Origin of the sequence: Pedobacter sp., assembly GCF_039594775.1 — a bacterium.
Taxonomy (GTDB): Bacteria; Bacteroidota; Bacteroidia; order Sphingobacteriales; family Sphingobacteriaceae; genus Pedobacter.
Genome location: NZ_JBCNMT010000003.1, coordinates 347,840 through 368,238, shown reverse-complemented (window position 1 = coordinate 368,238; position 20,399 = coordinate 347,840). Strand labels below are relative to the sequence as shown.

General features: G+C 38.6%; 17 protein-coding genes. 11 read left to right on the top strand and 6 right to left on the bottom strand.

What is annotated here, in order from left to right:
• Window positions 1-63: 63 nt before the first annotated feature.
• The 8 genes from ccoS to ABDV71_RS11085 all read left to right on the top strand — a co-directional run bounded on the left by ccoS (window position 64) and on the right by ABDV71_RS11085 (window position 6,987).
• A complete protein-coding gene (gene ccoS / locus ABDV71_RS11120; RefSeq protein WP_343532522.1) occupies window positions 64-243 on the top strand; it encodes a cbb3-type cytochrome oxidase assembly protein CcoS in 180 nt (59 codons plus the stop codon).
• Between the two features lie 75 nt (window positions 244-318).
• The gene (gene ccoN / locus ABDV71_RS11115; RefSeq protein WP_343532521.1) at window positions 319-2,460 is read left to right on the top strand and encodes a cytochrome-c oxidase, cbb3-type subunit I; all 2,142 of its coding nucleotides are present in this window, start codon (window positions 319-321) and stop codon (window positions 2,458-2,460) included.
• 4 nt (window positions 2,461-2,464) lie between these two features.
• Entirely contained in the window at window positions 2,465-2,647 is a 183-nt protein-coding gene (locus ABDV71_RS11110; RefSeq protein WP_343532520.1) for a hypothetical protein, read from the top strand.
• Window positions 2,634-3,563 (top strand): cbb3-type cytochrome c oxidase N-terminal domain-containing protein, encoded by a 930-nt coding sequence (locus ABDV71_RS11105; RefSeq protein ID WP_343532519.1) that lies wholly within the window; start codon window positions 2,634-2,636, stop codon window positions 3,561-3,563. Before ABDV71_RS11110 ends, ABDV71_RS11105 begins: the two co-directional genes overlap by 14 nt.
• Window positions 3,564-3,727: 164 nt before the next feature.
• Window positions 3,728-5,095, top strand: a complete 1,368-nt coding sequence (gene ccoG, locus ABDV71_RS11100; protein ID WP_343532518.1) for a cytochrome c oxidase accessory protein CcoG — start codon at window positions 3,728-3,730, stop codon at window positions 5,093-5,095.
• A 226-nt stretch (window positions 5,096-5,321) separates the two neighbouring features.
• Entirely contained in the window at window positions 5,322-5,750 is a 429-nt protein-coding gene (locus ABDV71_RS11095; RefSeq protein WP_343532517.1) for a FixH family protein, read from the top strand.
• Window positions 5,747-6,445, top strand: coding sequence for a sulfite exporter TauE/SafE family protein (locus ABDV71_RS11090; RefSeq protein ID WP_343532516.1), 699 nt, complete (start codon window positions 5,747-5,749; stop codon window positions 6,443-6,445). The genes ABDV71_RS11095 and ABDV71_RS11090 overlap by 4 nt, the downstream gene beginning before the upstream one ends.
• A 107-nt stretch (window positions 6,446-6,552) precedes the next feature.
• Window positions 6,553-6,987 carry a hypothetical protein gene (locus ABDV71_RS11085; protein WP_343532515.1) on the top strand — a complete coding sequence of 145 codons (435 nt, stop codon included), beginning with the start codon at window positions 6,553-6,555 and terminating at the stop codon, window positions 6,985-6,987.
• An 18-nt stretch (window positions 6,988-7,005) separates the two neighbouring features.
• Here ABDV71_RS11085 and ABDV71_RS11080 read toward each other — a convergent pair whose 3' ends face one another.
• Genes ABDV71_RS11080 through ABDV71_RS11060 form a run of 5 tightly spaced genes read right to left on the bottom strand, consistent with a single transcriptional unit; the run spans window position 7,006 to window position 13,664 of the window.
• The gene (locus tag ABDV71_RS11080; protein ID WP_343532514.1) at window positions 7,006-7,425 is read right to left on the bottom strand and encodes a response regulator; all 420 of its coding nucleotides are present in this window, start codon (window positions 7,423-7,425) and stop codon (window positions 7,006-7,008) included.
• Entirely contained in the window at window positions 7,415-8,494 is a 1,080-nt protein-coding gene (locus ABDV71_RS11075; protein WP_343532513.1) for a hybrid sensor histidine kinase/response regulator, read from the bottom strand. The genes ABDV71_RS11080 and ABDV71_RS11075 overlap by 11 nt, the downstream gene beginning before the upstream one ends.
• Window positions 8,495-8,507: 13 nt before the next feature.
• Entirely contained in the window at window positions 8,508-10,637 is a 2,130-nt protein-coding gene (locus tag ABDV71_RS11070) for a 7TM diverse intracellular signaling domain-containing protein (RefSeq protein ID WP_343532512.1), read from the bottom strand.
• The gene (locus ABDV71_RS11065; RefSeq protein ID WP_343532511.1) at window positions 10,634-11,350 is read right to left on the bottom strand and encodes a hypothetical protein; all 717 of its coding nucleotides are present in this window, start codon (window positions 11,348-11,350) and stop codon (window positions 10,634-10,636) included. The genes ABDV71_RS11070 and ABDV71_RS11065 overlap by 4 nt, the downstream gene beginning before the upstream one ends.
• A complete protein-coding gene (locus ABDV71_RS11060) occupies window positions 11,337-13,664 on the bottom strand; it encodes an Rv1355c family protein (protein WP_343532510.1) in 2,328 nt (775 codons plus the stop codon). Before ABDV71_RS11060 ends, ABDV71_RS11065 begins: the two co-directional genes overlap by 14 nt.
• A gap of 119 nt (window positions 13,665-13,783) precedes the next feature.
• Here ABDV71_RS11060 and ABDV71_RS11055 point away from each other — a divergent pair, with 119 nt between their 5' ends.
• The 3 genes from ABDV71_RS11055 to ABDV71_RS11045 all read left to right on the top strand — a co-directional run bounded on the left by ABDV71_RS11055 (window position 13,784) and on the right by ABDV71_RS11045 (window position 18,860).
• Window positions 13,784-14,239 (top strand): response regulator, encoded by a 456-nt coding sequence (locus tag ABDV71_RS11055; protein ID WP_113646033.1) that lies wholly within the window; start codon window positions 13,784-13,786, stop codon window positions 14,237-14,239.
• 122 nt (window positions 14,240-14,361) lie between these two features.
• Window positions 14,362-17,895, top strand: a complete 3,534-nt coding sequence (locus tag ABDV71_RS11050; protein WP_343532509.1) for a PKD domain-containing protein — start codon at window positions 14,362-14,364, stop codon at window positions 17,893-17,895.
• A complete protein-coding gene (locus tag ABDV71_RS11045; RefSeq protein WP_343532508.1) occupies window positions 17,892-18,860 on the top strand; it encodes a type IX secretion system membrane protein PorP/SprF in 969 nt (322 codons plus the stop codon). The genes ABDV71_RS11050 and ABDV71_RS11045 overlap by 4 nt, the downstream gene beginning before the upstream one ends.
• A gap of 23 nt (window positions 18,861-18,883) precedes the next feature.
• Here the strand turns inward: ABDV71_RS11045 and rpoN are convergent, their stop codons facing one another.
• A complete protein-coding gene (rpoN, locus tag ABDV71_RS11040; RefSeq protein WP_343532507.1) occupies window positions 18,884-20,359 on the bottom strand; it encodes an RNA polymerase factor sigma-54 in 1,476 nt (491 codons plus the stop codon).
• Between the last annotated feature and the right edge of the window lie 40 nt (window positions 20,360-20,399).

Sequence of the window (20,399 nt, the reverse complement as noted above, 5' to 3'; positions counted from 1 at the left end):
TAACCCCTAACCACTAACAACTAGCAACTAACAACTAACAACTAACTCCTAATCCCTAAAAACATGACCATACTATATTTTTTAATCGGCTGTAGCGTACTGGTGGCATTGATATTTCTGGGGGCTTTCTTTTGGGCGCTAAAAAACGGTCAGCACGACGACGTTTATACGCCCAGCGTACGCATACTTTTTGATGATGAAGTGGAAGCCGAAAAAAGTGATAAAGATCATATTTCCGACTAATGCTCATCATGAGCCACGGGTAGTGGCCACAATAACTTTGCTTCAAACATTATAACAAATCTATTTCTAATCATTATGCAGCTAGAAAAATTTACCTACGACAACAAGATCGTTCGAAATTTCGGTATCGCCACCATTGTATGGGGCATTATTGGAATGCTGGTTGGACTGCTTGTTGCCATGCAACTATTTAAGCCCGAAATGAACATGGGCAGCCAGTACACCACTTTTGGTCGTATTAGGCCATTACACACCAACGCGGTAATTTTTGCCTTTGTGGGCAATGCCATTTTTATGGGCGTTTACTACTCGTTACAACGCCTGTTAAAAGCCCGTATGTTTAGCAACGTGTTAAGCAATATCCATTTTTGGGGCTGGCAGCTCATCATTGTGTCGGCGGTAATTACACTGCCTTTGGGCATTACCTCCTCACATGAGTATGCCGAGCTGGAGTGGCCCATTGATATTGCCATTACCTTAATTTGGGTAGTGTTTGGGGTGAACATGTTTGGTACCATTATCAAGCGTAGAGAACGTCATTTGTACGTGGCCATTTGGTTTTACATAGCCACGTTCGTCACCATTGCGGTATTGCATATCGTAAACTCTTTTCAGTTGCCTATTTCGTTCCTAAAAAGTTATTATGTTTTTGCCGGGGTACAGGATGCCTTGGTGCAATGGTGGTACGGGCACAATGCGGTGGCATTTTTCTTAACCACGCCGTATCTGGGAATGATGTACTACTTTTTGCCTAAAATGGCCAACCGTCCGGTATATTCTTATAAATTGAGTATCCTGCACTTTTGGTCGTTGATCTTCATCTACATTTGGGCAGGACCACACCATTTGTTATATACTTCGTTACCAGGTTGGGCACAATCATTAGGGGTAGCTTTCTCAGTTATGCTTATTGCACCAAGCTGGGGCGGTATGATCAACGGATTGTTAACCTTACGCGGCGCCTGGGATAAGGTTCGTGAAGACGTAACCTTGAAATTCATGGTAGTGGCGCTAACCGCTTATGGTATGGCCACCTTTGAAGGGCCTATGTTATCCCTAAAACAAATTAATGGGATTGCACACTTTACCGACTGGATTGTAGCACACGTACACGTAGGAGCTTTGGGCTGGAATGGTTTCTTAACCTTCGGTATCTTATATTGGTTAATACCACGTATTTATAAAACAGAGCTGTATTCTAAAAAACTGGCATCGTTCCACTTCTGGATTGGTACCCTGGGTATTTTGTTCTATGCTATTCCAATGTATTGGGCAGGTTTTACACAAGGTTTAATGTGGAAAGAATTTACACCAGAAGGATTATTGAAATACGCAAACTTTTTAACCACTACCTTACAGATCATTCCAATGCACATTTTACGTTCTATTGGTGGTGCATTGTACCTATTGGGCGCTATTGTAATGACTTACAACTTGGCTAAAACCATGTTAAGAGGTAAGCTAGTGGCCAATGAAGCAGCAGAAGCAATGGCTTTGGAAAAAGTGGTTACCCACGAAGATGCTGCAGATAAAAAATGGCACCGAGTATTGGAACGTAAACCAATGAAATTCATGGTGCTTTCTATGATCGTGATTTTAATTGGCGGGATGGTAGAAATGATGCCAACCTTTACCATAGAAAGCAATGTACCAACTATTTCTAGTGTGAAACCTTACACACCACTTGAACTGGAAGGCAGGGATCTATACATCAGAGAGGGATGTGTGAACTGCCACTCGCAAACCATCCGTCCGTTTAGATCAGAAACCGAGCGTTACGGCGAATATAGTAAAGCAGGGGAGTTTGTTTACGATCACCCGTTTTTATGGGGCAGTAAGCGTACCGGACCTGATCTGCACCGCATAGGTGGTAAGTATTCTAATGCATGGCATTATAACCACATGCTTGATCCTACATCTATGTCGCCAGGCAGTATTATGCCACCGTACCCATGGTTAATTACCCAAAAGTTAGATGTTAGCCAAACGGAAGCCAAGATTAGGGCCATGCAAACTTTAGGTGTGCCTTACAGAGAGAATTTTGATCAAGTGGCACAGGCAAAGCTGAAAGAGCAGGCCGAAGCCATCGCGGCCGACTTGAAACAGAATAACATTGAGGTGAAAAGTGATCGAGAGATCATTGCCCTGATTGCTTACCTACAGCGTATGGGTACCGATATTAAAGCTAATAAAACCACTATTCCATCTAACCAGTAAAATTATGTTTAAGCAAATAAAAGATTTGGCAGGAGGTGAGTTTTACCTGATCGCTTCACTGCTGATATTCATGGTTTTCTTCATTATGGTAGGCATTTACCTCATTAAAATGAACAAGACCCATATTATAGAAATGAGTAACCTACCTATTAACGAACCTCAACCTGATGAGTATGAAGAAGTTTAGTTTATTGATAATGATGTTGGTGTCCACCTTGGGTACCTTCGCACAGGGAGCCGCAGCTGCAGCAGAGGAAACACCCGTAGTGATCCCAGAACCATCGTTGGGGATCAGCACTACCGAACTGTTGATCATTACACTTTTGGTATTTTCCATTATCCTGCTATTTGTGGCCATTACCTTATACAACAGCTTTAAGGTAATTTATAAGGAAAAATTAAACCCTACACCTTATGTGAAACACCAAGAAAAGGCTTTGGATTATGAGGAGTGGAAAAAACAAAAAGCAGATAGGCCAACCATTTGGACCAAGTTGTTGAGCCTAAAGCCGCTCTCGGCAGAAAAGGACCTGGAAATTCCACATGCTTACGATGGCATTAAGGAATTGAATAACCCTGTTCCTACCTGGTTTAACGTATTGTTTTATGGCACACTCATTTTTGCAGCTGGCTATTTATACTATTATCATATTGGCGAATACGGTGAAAGACAGGATGATGAGTATAAAACCGAAATGACCAAGGCCGATTTAGCCAAACAGCAGTACTTGGCTAAAAATGCCTCTTCGGTAGATGAGAATAGTGTAAAGGTAGACCCTTCGCAAATTGAAGTAGGTAAAGGGATATTTAATGCCAATTGTGTAGCCTGTCATGGTCAACATGGAGAGGGCTTAGTTGGCCCTAACCTTACCGATGAATTTTGGTTGCACGGTGGTGGTGTGAAGGACATTTTTAAGGTGGTGAAATATGGGGTACCTGAAAAAGGCATGGTAAGCTGGGAAAAGAACATGAGTTCGGCCAATATTAGTGCGGTAACCAATTACATCTTATCACTGCAAGGTACCAAGCCGGCTAATCCGAAAGCACCTCAAGGTGAGAAATACGATCCAGCGGCTGCTGAGGGAGAAACCGCGGCCAATTAAGGTCTTGTCATTCTGAGCGTAGCGAAACGGAGAAATTTAGACTATTTGTCATTCCGACGTTAGGAGGAATCTCATAGATATCTCATAGAGATTCTTCGCTTTGCTCAGAATGACAAGTAGGAGATGAGGAAGTAACGACAGGCAGTAGTAATGAAGAGCGAGTAATGGCAAAACAACAAAACAATGACCAAAAGATTGGGGGCAGAACGTTCATTTACCCTAAAAAACCTCAAGGTAGTTTATACAACAAGAGGAAATGGGTGAGCTACGTATTGCTCCTGCTTTTATTTTCGAGTCCTTTTATCAAATTAAACGGCGAGCAATTGGTGTTGCTCAATTTTTTGGAAAGGAAGTTCGTTTTTTTCGGCCTGATCTTTACCCCGCAGGACTTTTACCTGTTTGCTTTGGCCATGCTGATCTTTATTTTGTTTATTGTGTGCTTTACGGTAGTTTTAGGCAGGTTGTGGTGTGGTTGGGCTTGTCCGCAGACCATTTTTATGGAAATGGTATTCAGGCGCATTGAGTATTGGATTGAAGGTGATGCCAACCAGCAAAAGAAACTGGACGCACAGGAGTGGAACGCCGAGAAAGTATTTAAGAAAGGATTTAAGCACTTTTTGTTCCTAACCATATCATTTCTCATTGCAAATATCTTTTTGGCCTACATCATAGGCTCCGATGCGTTGTATAAGATCATTACCGAACCTATTGAAGAACATACCGTTGGTTTTATCTCTATTTGGATTTTTACGTTCATTTTTTATGGGGTATTTTCCTATGTAAGAGAAGTGGTGTGTACCGTTATTTGTCCTTATGGAAGGCTACAGGGTGTGTTGTTAGACAATAAAAGTCTAATTGTGGCCTATGACGAAACGAGGGGCGAACCAAGAGGGCATATACAAAAAAGCCAAGACCAAAGTTTAAAAGGTGATTGTATTGATTGTGGCCTATGTGTGCAGGTTTGTCCAACAGGTATTGATATCAGAAAAGGAACGCAATTGGAATGTGTAAACTGTACCGCTTGTATTGATGCCTGTGATGAAGTGATGCTGAAGATCAACAAACCTAAAAAGCTGATCGGCTTTTATAACCATGATTTTATTAAGAACAGAAATCCTTTTAAGGTAGGAGCTAAAGCCTACGGTTATTCCGTTATCTTAATATTGGTGATCATTATTTTCTCCTCGTTAATTTATAAAAGAGAGGATGTGCAAACCACGGTATTAAGAGCAAGCGGAACTTTATATCAGAAAAGACCGGATGGGAGCATTGCCAATTTATATAATGCTGAACTGATCAATAAAACCAATAGAGATATGAAGTTTATATTTAAGTCGGCAAATGAACTGGATAAAATTCAATGGATACAGGCCGATACTATTTTGCCTAAAGAAGGAACGGCACATTTAACCTTCTTTTTAATTAAGAAAGCCAAGGATATTGAAGAGTTTAAAACAAAAGTTAAGTTTGAAGTAGAGGCAGAAGGGAAAGTGATCAGTAGTACAAGTACAACCTTTTTTTCGCAACCATAGTTGAATTTACGATTTTAGATTTACGAATTACGATTGAGATAACGATGTAGGAAAGCAATTAACAATTAAGCAGTTAAACGATTAACCAATTAAACAATAGAAACTCCCGCCCGTTGGGCACCCCTTTAGGAGAGGGGGAATGAGAATAGCGTGACGATTAAACATATCCAAATAGTAATATCTAACTACTAACATCTAACTACTAAATACTAAATACTAAAAAAAAATGAACTGGGGCACAAAGATAGTTTTAGGAATGGCGGCATTTATGCTGTTTATTATTAGCATGGTGGTATATATGTTTAAAACCCACGGTAATGATGCTTTGGTAGAAGACGATTACTATGAGAAAGGCATTAACTATGACCAGGAATATGCCGCTAAAAGCAATACTTTAAATGACGATGCAGTACCTATCATTAAGATCAGCAAAAGCCAGGTGATTTTGCAGCTAAAAGATGCCGCTGATTATGAGTTGACACTTATGAGGCCATCGGAAGCAAAAAAAGATGTGAACAGCAAGGGCAAAACCATAGGGGATGCCCACTTGGTTATTGTTGATGCTACTCATTTAGATAAAGGCTTATGGTCGTTAAAATTGAAATGGCGTACCAATGGTAAAGATTATTTGTTTGTAAAAGAAATCACCATATGAGTTTACTGCCGCTTGCTTTTTTGATGGGTTTTTTGGGTAGCATACATTGCGCTGTAATGTGCGGGCCGATCGTATTGGGCCTACCTTTAAATGGCTACCATAGCTGGCGCAATGTGTTGCAAGTGGCACTCTATCAAATTGGAAGAATTGGCACCTATACCATTTTGGGTTTATTGGTTGGCTTACTTGGAAATACGTTCTCTGTTTTTGCAAAGCAGGAAACTTTAAGCCTAATCATTGGCATTTTGCTAATTACTTTTACGGTATTGCAACTTACCGGGAGGTATACGGCCTCTTTACAGCGCTTGCAGAGCCGTTTGGTGGTGCCTATAAGCAAAGTAATGGGAAAGGTATTTAAATTGCCGCTATGGGGTTTATTTGCAGGCATGTTAAATGGGCTGATTCCCTGTGGAATGGTCTACTTAGCTTTGGCAACAGCACTTAGTTCGGCAAATTCAGGTTCGGGAGCAGGTTTTATGTTGCTTTTTGGCTTGGGTACCGCTCCCTTAATGTTATTTGTTTCTTTGGGTGGTGTTTATTTAAAGAAGTATTTTAGGTTCAATAGCCAAAAATTAATACCATGGTTTGCCTTATCTATAGGTGCACTTTTTATTTTAAGGGCTGCCAACCTAAATATTCCTTTTTTGTCTCCGCATACACATAGCGCTTACGGTACGGTGGAAAATTGCAGATAGATTTGTAAAATCTATTTGACCAAGCTCAAATACCTACATTTAGGTATTGGCTCTTTTTAAAATATTGTACATATTTGCCGGCAACAAAAAACTATCTAAATCTCACCATGTTAAAAAAAATCAACGCCTCGATTTTTCTATTGCTTATTACCCTCTTTTTATTTTCTTCCTGCGATAAAGATAATTATAACAAAAAACTAGGGCAATATGCCGTTGGTGTTAAATATAATGGCAATAAAACCATAAGTCTCCGTTTTTTCATTAATGGTGTGGAGAGCGGCTTGCTTGAGCTTGTGGCTACCAATAGACCTAGTCCTGTTAATGATTGTAGGGATCTTAAAAAACCTAGTGAACTTGTGAATGTATTTGTGGTTAAGGACGTTCCTGTAGGTAAGCATAAGCTTGAAATAAAAACAGAAACAGGTTTGTTATTGGAGACCTTAGAATTTAATATGTTAGACAAGGAGTGTGTGTTTCAACAAATTGAAATTCAGTCGAATAAAATAAAAAGCCAGCCTAGAGATATTAAGCTAGCCTTTTAAATATTTTTAACGGATACCTTATATGCCCATCAGGGTTGAATGCTTGTGCAATAAGGTCTGTAGCTCGTTAGGGTATAAAGGCTTTTTCAATAGTTTTAACACCAATGGATTTGCTTCTGCTTTTTTAATATCCCCAAAATCAAGTGTCGAAGACAGGATTGCCAATTTACAATGGTCCAAAAACTCTCTTGAGAAATTCTTATATACCTCTAAAAATTCGAAGCCATCCATTTCCGGCATCTGTATATCCAATAGAATAAAATCAGGCCATAATTCGGGCTCGCTAAGATTTCTGTTGATATAATCAATTCCTTCCTCTCCTGATTGGCATAGGATAATCTCTTCAAAAAAGCCCGACAGTTTAATAATTTTATAGTTGATTTTTAGGTCAATATCATTGTCGTCAATCAGCAACACTTTTCCAGTCTTATTTGGCATTTGGTATGGTTATTTTAAAGGTGGTACCATCTTCTATATTTGAGCTAACGTTAATTGTACCATTAATCTTATTTAAAGCTTCTTTTACAATGAAAAGTCCTAGGCCACTTCCGTGATGCATTTTGCTTTTAAAGAATTGGGTAAAGATTTTTTCGAGGTGCTCTTTAAGGATACCCATTCCATTGTCGTTGATATTGATATTTGCATGATGTTCGGTGACATCAATATCAATATTTACCGTTTTGTTAAGCTCATTGCTTTTCTGATACTTGATGGCGTTGGAAATAAGATTACTTAATATTACTTCAATTCTGAAAGCGTCACCTACAAATTTAACATTTTGGTTAATATTTACATTAAATCCGGTATCCTTATCGGAATAGGTATGTAGTTCAATTAACTCGTTAATGAGTTGTTTAAAGTTTATTTCACTATGGTCAGGAACATCTTTGGTGTTCTTGTAATATTGTAAGGTTTTTTGGATATAATAGTCTAGTTTGTTGGAACAGGTTTCTATCAAACTCCAATATTCACCACTAGAATGATATAGATCTTCCATTTTTACCAAATTGATAATCCCGATAACGGATACCAATGGTGCTCTTAACTCATGCGAAATGCTATAGATGAACCGGTTGAGCTCGTCGTTTGTTTTCTCTAGCTCGGTCATCTTGTTACGAAGGTCTATTTTCGCTTTATAGGCATCGTACGCATTTTTGATAGAGTTGTGAAGCTCCAGATCGTTCCATGGTTTGGTAATGTATCTATAAATATCGCCATGGTTAATGGCGTCTGCTAGGGCCTCAATATCGGTATAACCGGTTAAAAGGATACGAATTGGATCTGGATGTGTTTCAACAATGCTCTTAAAAAACTCGACGCCAGTAGTGTTTGGCATTTTCTGATCGGCAATCACTACATGTACATCTACATTTTGTAGGATCAGAAGACCTTCTGCTGCTGATATTGCGGTATAAATTTCATACTGGCGCCTAAAACTTGCCCTAAATGCTTGAAGGTTGTTTTCCTCATCATCTATATATAAGACACGTACTGTAGGTATGCTCATTTTGCCGTTTAGTTTATAATGTATTTACATGCAATGTAATAATAAATTCTGTTCCTTCACCCACTTTGGAAACAACATCTATGTGTCCTTTATGTTTTTCGATGATACTGAATACGATAGATAAACCTAGCCCAGTGCCTTCGCCAATGTCCTTAGTAGTAAAGAAGGGCTCAAATATCCGATGTTTAACTTCTTCGCTCATGCCAGTACCACTATCTTTAATACTAATGTGTACTTTCTGGTCTTCGTACCAGCTTTTAATGGTAAGAAATTCTTCTTCTTCCTGTACTTCCTTACTTTTTATGGCCTGTACCGCATTAGATACCAGGTTCATAAATACTTGGTTGATCTTACCAGGCATACATTCTACCTTTGGTAGATTGCCCAGTTCTTTAATAACAGTTAGGTTGTCGGGAAGGGTGTTTCTAATCAGTACCAGAGTAGATAAGAGGCCTTCATTTAGGTCGATAGCCTTCATGTCGGTCTCATCAACACGGCTAAAATTACGAAGGCTTCTAATGATTTCGGCCGTACGTTTTGCTCCTTCACTAATTCCCGAGAGGAGAGAAGTGATTTCGTTATTGATAAAGTCTAGATCTATTTGCTTTTTATAAGCTTCAATGGCATCTATCTGAGGTTTAATCTCTTTTTCGAAATCAATACCTTCATATTTCTTAATGATGTCCTTAAGGTCATCAATATCTAACTGTAAGGGCTTTACATTGGAAGTTACAAAATTGATGGGATTATTAATTTCATGTGCTATACCTGCCGTAAGCTGACCTAATGCAGCCATCTTTTCCGCATCTACCAACTGGGATTGTGTAGATTTTAGATTGTTAAGTGTCTCGTTAAGCGCCTGATTGGTATTTTCAATCTCCTCGGTACGTTCTTTTACCTTTTTTTCGAGTATTACGTTTTGTTCCTTGATCAAGTGTTGATTTTCCAACGAAGCCTGTAAAGCCTGCGCCTGCGAGGTTTCATTTTCTTTCTTGAAATAATTGATCTTATCTGCCAGTGCAAACGAAAGCAGCATTACTTCAATTGCCGAAGATATCTGTAATAGATAAGTGGTAAAGGTATTGTAAGGCAGAGCACCGTAATCTTTTAAAATAAACAAAACAGCTCCAATCAATAAAATTGACCAGGCGATAAGATAAAAGCCCGCTGGTTTAAAATGTTTTTTGAAGTAAACGTAATAAGATGAGGATAGCGCAATAACCACTCCTAAAACGGTAGTGAGCTGCATGGTAATAAAACCTATATAGGTATCGGCTATAAATAGCAGTACAATGTTGCTTAGTGTTAACAGTATGAATACCTTAATGAGCTTATGGATACGAGGCGCAAATACCTTTGTGTTGAGGAAGGAGGTGGTAAATAAACTGGCAAATACTAAACCTAGTAGGGAATAAAGTACTACTGAATAATGGTTGATCGGGGAACCTGCATGCCACATGTATTTTGAACCGTAGCCCTGTATAGAAATTTGGGTCAACCAGGTAAAGAAAATATAAAAAACGTAAAAAATGTAGCTTCGGTCTCTTACTACGATAAATAGGAAAAGGTTATACACAAACATAATTAACATTACTCCTGTGTATATACCGAAAATAATATCCTTTAGTGCATATTTATCTCGTAATTCGTTTTCATTAACAATAGAAATTTTGGTGATAAAGGCTTCATGGGACTTTAATTTAAGGAATAATGCATCGCCTTTTTTAATTGTGTCGGGAAGGAGATATGCAATTCCCTGAGGCCCTTTTTTTACGCTATCTCTAAAAAAACTGAACGGTTTAGTTAACAAAGGTTTTTGGTTAGCTTTCTGATAGTACATTTCACCGGCCAAAAACCTAGCCTGCTCTATGAAAAGAATATTCCTGCTAAACGTAAGGTCCTTTTCAGCGTCGAGCTTTACCCAAAAGGTAGCATTGTCTACCCCAAAATTAAAGATGTCGGACTGTATTTGGGTAAAAGTTTTTTTATCAACTTCGTCGATTGCCAGCTTGTTGCTGCTGTCTTTGTAATATTGTGCTTTGAAGGGTAATGTGTCAATTTCGGCCGAAGCGTAGCTTTTGCTACTCCCAATAAATAGGATGGATATAACGATTAATAACCTCTTAAAAGTAAGCGTTGTCATGTTCTGGATAGGTCGAATGTTAAGTTTACAGCATCGCCCTGTTTGGAGGTTATTTCAGTTTTGTAAACAATATCTCTCCTCATTTCAAAAGCTATTGTTCTTTGGGGTTCCAAAGTTAAGGGAAGATCAATAATATCGTGATTGAACAAAACCGTTGCCGTCATGTCATCTTTAGGGTAATAGAATTTTCCATTGTTGCCTAGATCAGTAACTACTCTAAAACCACCTCTTACCACATTCCTGTAAGTAGCGGGGGCTGCTAAACCAAATAGGGTAGTAATGCCTATAAATTTAGAGTAGGCCACACAGGCAGTACTTAGATGAAGGCTTCCAATGCCCAAACCTGCAATTTCGAATGAGTTCCACACACCAGCTACCTCTCCGGTTCCGGCATCGGTATAATCATCAACCATTTTGTAGATCTTATCATCCATGTAACCCACTGCTTCTTCAATTGGTAAGGGATTTTTTCTATTTGCTTTGTGGATTCGGCCACCACCTAGGGCTTTTCCAGTATCGGCATCGGTAACCAGCATTACATATACGTCCGGATTTGAAACCCAGTCTGCCTTTGCCGAAGTAATTTGAGTAATCCCAAATATCTCTAGCACGCGTCTATGTCCCTCAACAAACTGCATACAGGCTGCTCTATCATTTATAGCCCTAAACGCTGTGAAGTTGATGTTCTTTATATCTGAGTTATGCTCTTCCAATGGAGAAAATTTTATTGTTCGACTTTCTGATGGTTCTTTCCGGAGATGCGTTAGCCTTAAAAATCCTAAACATAAATGCTGGGATTTGGTTTTTAGGCACGTCAAAAATAATATTTAACTCTTTTTCTGCTTTAATTAATTCAATTCTTTTTTCTTCCGCTAAAGGTAACTTTTTCTCTATAGAATTTTTATAAAAAAAGATCAATGGAACATTAACAGGATGTATTTGAAATTCTAAGTTGGTGGCTCCCAGCCACATTCTTTCGGCAGCAATGCCACAATTTATCCAAGATGATACATTGCTGTTTGGGATGCTGATGAGTCCAATGGCTGATGAGGTATTGAATTGCTGGGCTAGGAGACGACCAAAAGCGCTTCCGCCCTTAATTTTTTGTAGAAAATCAATCATTCTACGGTCACGCAACATACGAATGCCTGATTGGTCGTTATTGCTCAAATCTAAAGTATGTATACCTATGCCATCTTCTCTTTCAGTAGCTTCGGTAGGTGTCCAGCGCATTTCGCGGTTAATAAAGTCCTCATGGGCTTCAGGAATAAACATCCTTAACAAATCGGCCTGGGTTGCTATTTTAGATAGCGCATTGATTTTTTCAGGATCTTTAACAAAAGTTAGTTGAACACCTTCGGTCTGCGCAACAAGTGCATTAAGTTGGTCTATCTCAGCTTGGTCAATTTCTTGTTTTGGCAGTGCTTTTCTATTGGTATGTCTATGGTCTATTTGTTTTTGAAGCGCTTTTTCTTCTTCTTTTGGTCCTTCACCTTTGCTAAAGGTAAAAACAGCTAAGTGTTTGGGAGCCAGTTGTGGTGTGAGTTGCCAATTTACTTTTAAGTTTTGGATAGCAGCGGTTAACAAAAGATTTTCTATGGCAGCGCCAATGGAGGTGTACGACGAAATGTATTGCGGGTCTAAATATGCTCCGGTAGCACTTTCCTCTAAAAATAAATGGAGCTGTTTGTTTTGGTAATGAAATCTCCATGGCTGGTTATTACCCCCTGACGGTGCTTTCTTAGCCGCTTCAATTAAGGATAACAGACTTTGCTCAGGTAATTCAATTCCTGTATTGTCCCAGTTGTTTAAATTGTTCTGGGCAATAAAAGTTTCTATTTCAACAACAGTTAATGGAGTTTTTTCATCGGTAGGTAGTTCATGTTGGGTTTCGGTAGATGGATCTGCGATGAGCTCATCTAAATCTAAAAAGAACCTGCCTGACACTTTAAGGCTGTTTAGCAATATTTTTCTAGAAAGATCTGCACTTACACCACCACCAAAGGTAACGGCACTGGCCAACTGTGGCCAAGTAGAAATGGTGGCCATGAGTTCAACCGCTGAAGCTTTCATGCGAGGAGAAAGGGTCTCCAATCCTGTTACTGCAGTAATGTAGGGAATCCTTTCGTCGAAGGTTTTTAACGAACTGAACTTATCCATATCCAAATGTTCTACCAATCCATGTAAAATAGGTCGGTTTGGATCAAGGTCAAAACGTTCGATATCGATGGTTCCACGGTCGCTACCCTCCATAAGTACAGGTATTTGTAGCTGTCGGGCTATTTTCCTGCTGTTGATTTTGATATCAAAGCTGTCGCATTCATCTATCAAAAGATCTAGTTTGCCACCTTCGGTAAGAAATTGATGGATATTTTCATCAGTGATGCCCTCATGAAAACAAACCACATTTAAATAAGGATCTATTTCGGCAATTTCACGAGCAACAATCACTGTTTTCTTTAGCTGTATATGATGTACGCCTGTTCTTATTCTATTGATGTTACTAAGGTCAAGCTCATCAAAGTCGGCAATTCTCAATTCCCCAAAGCCGCGTTCCATAGCTAGTGTTAAAGAAACAGATTGCCCTACGGATAAGCCCATCACGCCAATTTTCTTGGTAGCAAGTGTTTGTTGTTCCTCTTCGGTAATCTTATATTTATTACGATTGGTTCTCACTATGGTAAATTCATCCTCATTTAAAAGATGAATTAGCCTGTTTGACCACGGATAGTAGAACCAGGTTCCGTACTCGTGATCAGGGATGTCGTTGAAACGTTTTTCAACTGCAATATCTATATTGGCAGGGGTTAAGGCTAAAAAAGGTTGCAAACATTTTACAAGTTCTTTAACCTGTAGTCTGATGGTGTCGTAAACCTGTAAATTAGGTTGTTCTTTTATGATTTTATTGAACTGAGCGAGGTCATCTTGATTGCTCAAATTCAATTTGATAGGCTTGTAGGTATCACTGAATTTTTGGGTTTGCCCAATAAGCTCTTTTAACGAGTGGGGTGCGGCTTTAGAATGCATTGTATGATCTAGGAAAAATAAAATATTGCGGAAGAAACATGTTTTTCAAGGCTAAAAGACTAAATTAGTTTTTTAGAATTACATTAAAAAAGTATTTTTAACTTTTTATTAGCAAAGAAATGACAGCGAATATCCTTTACGTTGATGATGAACCACATAATTTGAGCGCTTTTGCGGCAACCTTTCGTAGAATGTATAAAGTTTTTACGGCGGAATCGGCAGAAGATGGCAGAAAGATCCTAGATACAGAAGATATACAGGTAATCATTACTGACCAGAGAATGCCTAAAACTACTGGGGTTGAATTTTTAGCTTCTATTTTAGAGAAATACCCAGAACCTATACGGATGATTTTAACAGGTTATACGGATATTGATGCTGTTATAGACGCTATTAACAAAGGGCAGGTTTATAGATATATCCAAAAACCTTGGATGGAAGAGGATTTGAGGATAAACATAGATAAGGCCATAGAAATTTATACGCTCAGAAAAGAAAATAGAGAATTGACTGAAAAACTTCTGATTGCTAACCAACAGCTAGAATTTATCGCTCGCCAAAACCTATTGTCGTAACCGTTCTCCAGCTTTATTCCGATATGTTTATCAATAATAAGGCTAATTGTACCTGATTGTTAATGTTTTTATTTTTTTAATGAAGATTTTATACCCATCTAATGTTCTTATTTTAAGTTAGGATGAAAAGCAGGGTTTTGTTTGTGACATTCTTCATGTCGCTGCTTTTCAATAGCTTAAATACTTACGCTCAATCTACCTCTAATAGGGGTACTGACTTTTGGTTGGCCTATACAGGCCATATAGATGGCTTGGTGTCACGCATGACGCTATTTTTATCATCTGATGTGAACACAACCTACGAAGTAAAATCGGGAGGAAAGGTTATTTCCAGCGGCAGTATTTTGGCCAATGTGGTTACCCCTGTTTTTATCGATCCAAACAAACATGGTGTTTACATTGGTTCATCTAACCTTAAAGAGATAGATAAAGGGATCAATGTTACTTCGGGCAAGCCCATTTCGCTATATTGCGTAATTTCTAATAATGCCCGTACAGGATCTACCCTGGTATTACCTACACCCTCACTTGAGCAGGAATATTATGTGTTTTCTGAACAGAATAAAGGAGGTACAAGTTCTGCTGCATATTCTCAATTTGCCATCGTTGGTACTAAAGATGGTACTGTTATAGATATTACGCCTACACAAACGAGCTCTGACGGTACACGGACAGCAAATAATAAGTTTCAGATTACTTTAAATAAGGGAGATGTTTATCAATATCAATCAGTTTACGATTTAACAGGTACTTTGATCAAAGCGGTTAGTGGTTGTACACCAATAGCAGTTTTTTCGGGAACGACCTGGTCTGCTTTCTGTGAAGTTGGAAATTCAAGGTTACCTAATGGTGGCGATAATTTATTTCAGCAACTGTTTCCCGTAACGGCATGGGGACGTAATTTTGTCTCGGCACCTTTTTATAATACCTTAAATGGAAATACGGATATTATTAGAATCATTGTAGCAGAAGACAATACAACTATTAATGTTAATGGAAGTACTACTTTGGCCAATGGCACTTCACTATCAAATCCATATAGAAAGGGCAGTGTGATTACTTTTTACAGTACTTCGCCCAATGTAATTAAGGCTTCTTCTCCAATTGCTGTGGCACAGTTTCAAACTTCGCAGACTTGTAATTTAGCAAATAGTGCTCAATCAAACCAGGGTGGTCCGTATCTAGGGGATCCAGAGATGACCATTCTTAACCCTATTGAGCAGACTTTAAAGGATATCGCCGTTTATTCTAGATTGAATAGTGTGCCCGGCGTTAATACCAATATCTCTAAATACTTTTTGAACATCATTATCAAAACAGTCGATATTCAGGGATTTACTTTAGATGGAAGCCCCATTTCTACACTATTTAAGCCTATAGCCGACGGTGAATATAGTTATGCTGTGGTAGATGTAACCAATTCGAGCGATCAGCATCGTTTAATTGCCAGTGGTGGTTTTGTAGCTATCGCCTATGGATATGGATCCGTTGAATCATATGCTTATTTAGCAGGTACGGATTTGAAAAACCTAAAAAGTAACATACAGGTTTTTCCTAATGGGGGGAATGTGGCATCTAGCAACTTTTGTTTAGGTACAAATTTAGATTTTGTGCTTAGGCTACCTTATATTACAGATAAGATTACTTGGAACCTCAACAATGGGGTTAAAACAGAAGTGATCAATACGCCGAGCTACACTACCCAAGTAGAAGATGGTCAAACGTATTATCTATATAAATATACTGTACAGCCCAGTTATTTTGCTACGGCTGGAAACTATGTATTAAGAGCTTTAATACAAAAGCCTGCTGCTGCTGTTTGTGCAATAGATGAAGAGATTTTCACTGTTTTTGATATTTTCTCGCCGGCAATCAGTGCGCCCGCATGGGCCTGTGTAAAAACTGATGTTCAGTTTACAGATATTTCCCCTAGGACAGGAGGAAATATAACTGCTTGGGAATGGGATTTTGGCGATGGCGTAAAGTCCACTCTTCAAAATCCAAAACATAAATATGCTACTACGGGAACTAAAACCGTAAAACTAAAGGTAGTAACTGATATGGGCTGTAATTTGTCAATATCTAAAAATATAGATATCATCGTTGCTCCCAAATCGGATTTTACCGCTACAGGGCCATTTTGTATTGGTAATGATATTAAGTTTGTGAATCAAACTACCGCTGTAAACTCTAATGTAGCTAGCCAAGTTTGGGATTTTGGAAATGGGGAACCTAATTCTTCAGATCAATCTCCAATTTCGAAATATAAAGCGGCTGGAAACTATCAGGTAAAGCTGATTTCAGTCTCGTCAAGCGGTTGTGCTGATACCATTGTGAAAACTATTACGATTGTTGAAAATCCGGAAATTACTTTTAAAGACCCGGGTTCATGTGTGGATGATATTGTTCAATTTGACGCTACAGCCGTGAAAGGTAATTTTGTGGCTTGGCGCTGGGATTTTGGTGATGGTGTGAGCAGTTTGGTGCAAGACACTAAGCAAAAACCTAGTCATAAATTTAATGCAGCTGGTACCTATGACATTAAATTAGTGGGCACTACCGATCAAGGATGCTCTACGGTATTTACCAAACAAGTTACCATTAGTGGAAGTAATCCAAATGCTATTTTTGAAGTTAAGGATCCCGCTAATTTATGTGCTAATAAAGAAGTTGTTTTTGAGAATAAGAGTAATATTTCTTTTGGAAAAATAAGCAAAATTGAATGGATATTTGACTATGAGAATGGGGGACAAAACACAATAGTCACCGATGATAATCCAACCTTAGGTAAAACATATTTGCACAAATATCCAAACTTACCCGCAAAGAAGGACTATAAAGTAGTGATGAGAGCTTATTCAGGTCAGGGATGTTTCAAGGAAAGTGCTCCAGTAACTGTTAGTATTTACCCGGCACCCATATTAAAAGTTAGCGATATTTCTTCGATTTGTGAAAACGCAGACCCTGTTCAACTGGTTGTTACCGATGAAAATATAGTGGCAGGTAGTTCCACTTTCAGCGGAACTGGTGTTTCAAGTAGTGGAGTGTTTAGCCCAAGGGTCAGTGGCCCCGGAAACTTTAATATCAAGTATGTATTTACCTCAAACCATGGTTGTATAGAAGAGAAAAATATCAATGTGATTGTAGATAAGCTTCCAGAGATTGAATTACATCCAAATATGGATATTATATTTGGCGGACAAAAGCTTGTTGATGCCAAAGTAACGGAAACCGCTCCTAACATTAAATATAAATGGATGCCTTCAGAAGGACTGAGCGCTGATAATATTTTAAACCCTATTGCAAAACCTACCAAAACAACCAAATATACCTTAAAGGTAACTTCCAATGGTTGTGAAACCATTTATGAATATGTAGTGAATGTACACGAAAATCCGAGTATTCCTAATGTTTTTAGCCCCAACGGCGATGGTAAAAATGATACTTGGAACATCAAATATTTGGAAACCCTTGTACAGGGCACTATTTCTATATTCAATAGGTATGGACAAAAGGTATTTGAAGCTTCGCCTTACACCACTCCATGGGATGGAAAGCTAAATGGTACAGATTTACCCGTAGGTACTTATTATTATATTATTGAACCTAATAATGGCCGTAAAAAATACACTGGATCAGTGACCATTTTAAGATGAGGAAGTTAGTTGTTTTTATAGCTTTAAAACTGATGTTGTTTACGGCATTTGCGCAACAACGCCCACATTATTCACAATATGTTCAGAATATGTCGGTGTTAAACCCAGCAGTAACAGGTATTTATAAAGGTAGGGATTTGAGATTTGGGCTACGTACCCAATGGCAAGGCTTGGAAAATGCACCCAAAACTAGCTATGTAAGTTTTAGCATGCCAATTTCTTTTGGTGGTGATATGGCCAATTATCGTTCCAGTGATTTAGGCGTTACCGAGCCAGTAGACAAAGACGATATGTTCGATTATTCTGGTTCTATGGCTCATCATAGTATTGGTGCTTTATTTATTAATGATAAGGCTGGTCCGTTAAATCGTATGACCGGAAATTTAACCTATGCTTACCATTTAGCGGTAGGAGAGCGAAGCAACCTATCTGTTGGAGTTGGTTTGGGCGTAAATAGATTGGGATTGGATGCCCAATCGTTGGTGTTTGACGAACCAGATGACCCGGTAACGGCTAGCTCTGGCCAAATCAACAAGTTTACCCCCGATCTAAATGCTGGTATATATTTCTATTCGGCTACTTTTTATATAGGAGCCTCTATGCAACAGATCATTAAAAATAAGCTAGCTTTTGATGGCTCTTTTAACACAGGCAAAGAAGTGCCACACTATTTTTTAACTGCCGGATATCAGTTTTGGATGGGCAATAATTTCTCTTTAACTCCTTCGGTAATGTTAAAGGCGGTTAGTCCGCTACCTAAAGCTTTTGATTTAAATGTGAAATTTGCCTATCGGAACAATTTTTGGGTAGGGGGTGGTTATCGCAAAAATGACGCGTTTTTTGGGAACGTGGGTTTTAATGTTGCCAATATAGTAGGGGTAAGCTATGCCTACGACTATACAACGTCGGAGTTAAGAACTGCCTCTTCGGGTTCACATGAAATTGCACTAAGGCTACTTTTTTAGCCATAGTTAATGAATAGGAATTTTTACAGCTCTTTCCTTAGCCTTGCTACCGGAATATTCATTTGCTCACGATATTTAGCTACAGTTCTCCTGGCAATATTATAGCCATGCTCTTTCAGAATTTCAGTTAAGCGTTCATCGGCCAAAGGTTTGCGTTTATCTTCTTTTCCAATACAATCTTCCAATATCTTTTTCACTTCTTTATTGGAAACTTCTTCGCCGCTCTCTGTTTGTATCGCCTCCGAGAAGAATGATTTTAGCAAGAAAGTGCCAAATTCTGTTTGAACATATTTAGAATTGGCTACCCTTGATACCGTAGAAATGTCCATGTCTATTTTATCCGCAATATCTTTCAAAATCATTGGCCTCAACTTGCGTTCGTCGCCAGTTAAGAAATAATCATATTGATAGTGCATAATGGCATTCATGGTTTTTAACAAGGTTTGTTGCCTTTGTTTAATAGCATCGATAAACCATTTCGCCGAATCAAGCTTTTGCTTTACAAACTGCACAGCTTCCTTCATTTTCTTGTCTTTTTGTGCAGCTTTGTCATAATGTTCAAACATATCCATGTACGAACGGCTCACCCTTAATTCAGGCGCATTTCTGGCGTTTAGTGTAAGTACCAATACACCATCATTATTGGTGATATGAAAATCGGGAATGATTTGCATTTGCTTGGTAGTTACCTGGTTTGAATCGCCAGGTTTTGGGTTGAGGCGTAAAATTTCAGCCACTACTTCTTTTAGCTCCTCACTATTAAGTCCAACAGCACGTTCAAGTTTATCATAATGTTTGCGAGTAAACTCATCAAGATGATGTTCTACAATTTCAATCGCCTTTTTAATAAGAGGGTTAGAAGTGTCTTTCTTCTTTAACTGCAAAGCTAGGCATTCCTGTAAATCTCTAGCTGCAATTCCGGCTGGATCGAAACTTTGGATAAGCTTTAGCATTTCTAGCACATCTTCTTCCTCAACCATTACATTTTGGGAGAAAGCCAAATCGTCAATCATGGAAGTGATGGGTCTGCGTAGGTAACCGTCATCATCCAAACTACCAATAATCTGTTTACCGATAATGAAATCTTGATCAGAAAGGGGGACTAAGTCCAGTTGTTGCTGTAAGCTTTCGAAAAACGTGGTCTCAATAGCGATAGGAGTTTCTTTTTTATCCTCCTCGTCATCACCGTTATTATATGAAGTGCTGTAGTCATTAGTGTTATCATCTTGCAGATAATCATCTACATTAAATTCATCAATGCTTGTGTCTTCACCACTTTCACCATCAAAGTCATCTCTCTCGTCTTGTAGGTCGTCATATTCACCTTTTGGTTCTTCTAACGTCATCAAACTCGAATCTTCAAGAGCAGGATTTTCCTCCAACTCTTCCTTTATGCGAGTATCTAAAGCTACTGTAGGTACTTGCAACAACTTGATAAACTGGATTTGTTGAGGCGATAGTTTTTGTAATAACTTTTGCTGAAGATGTTGTTTTAGCATATTTGGGATGAATTCGAGTTCCAAAAATAAACAAATGCTT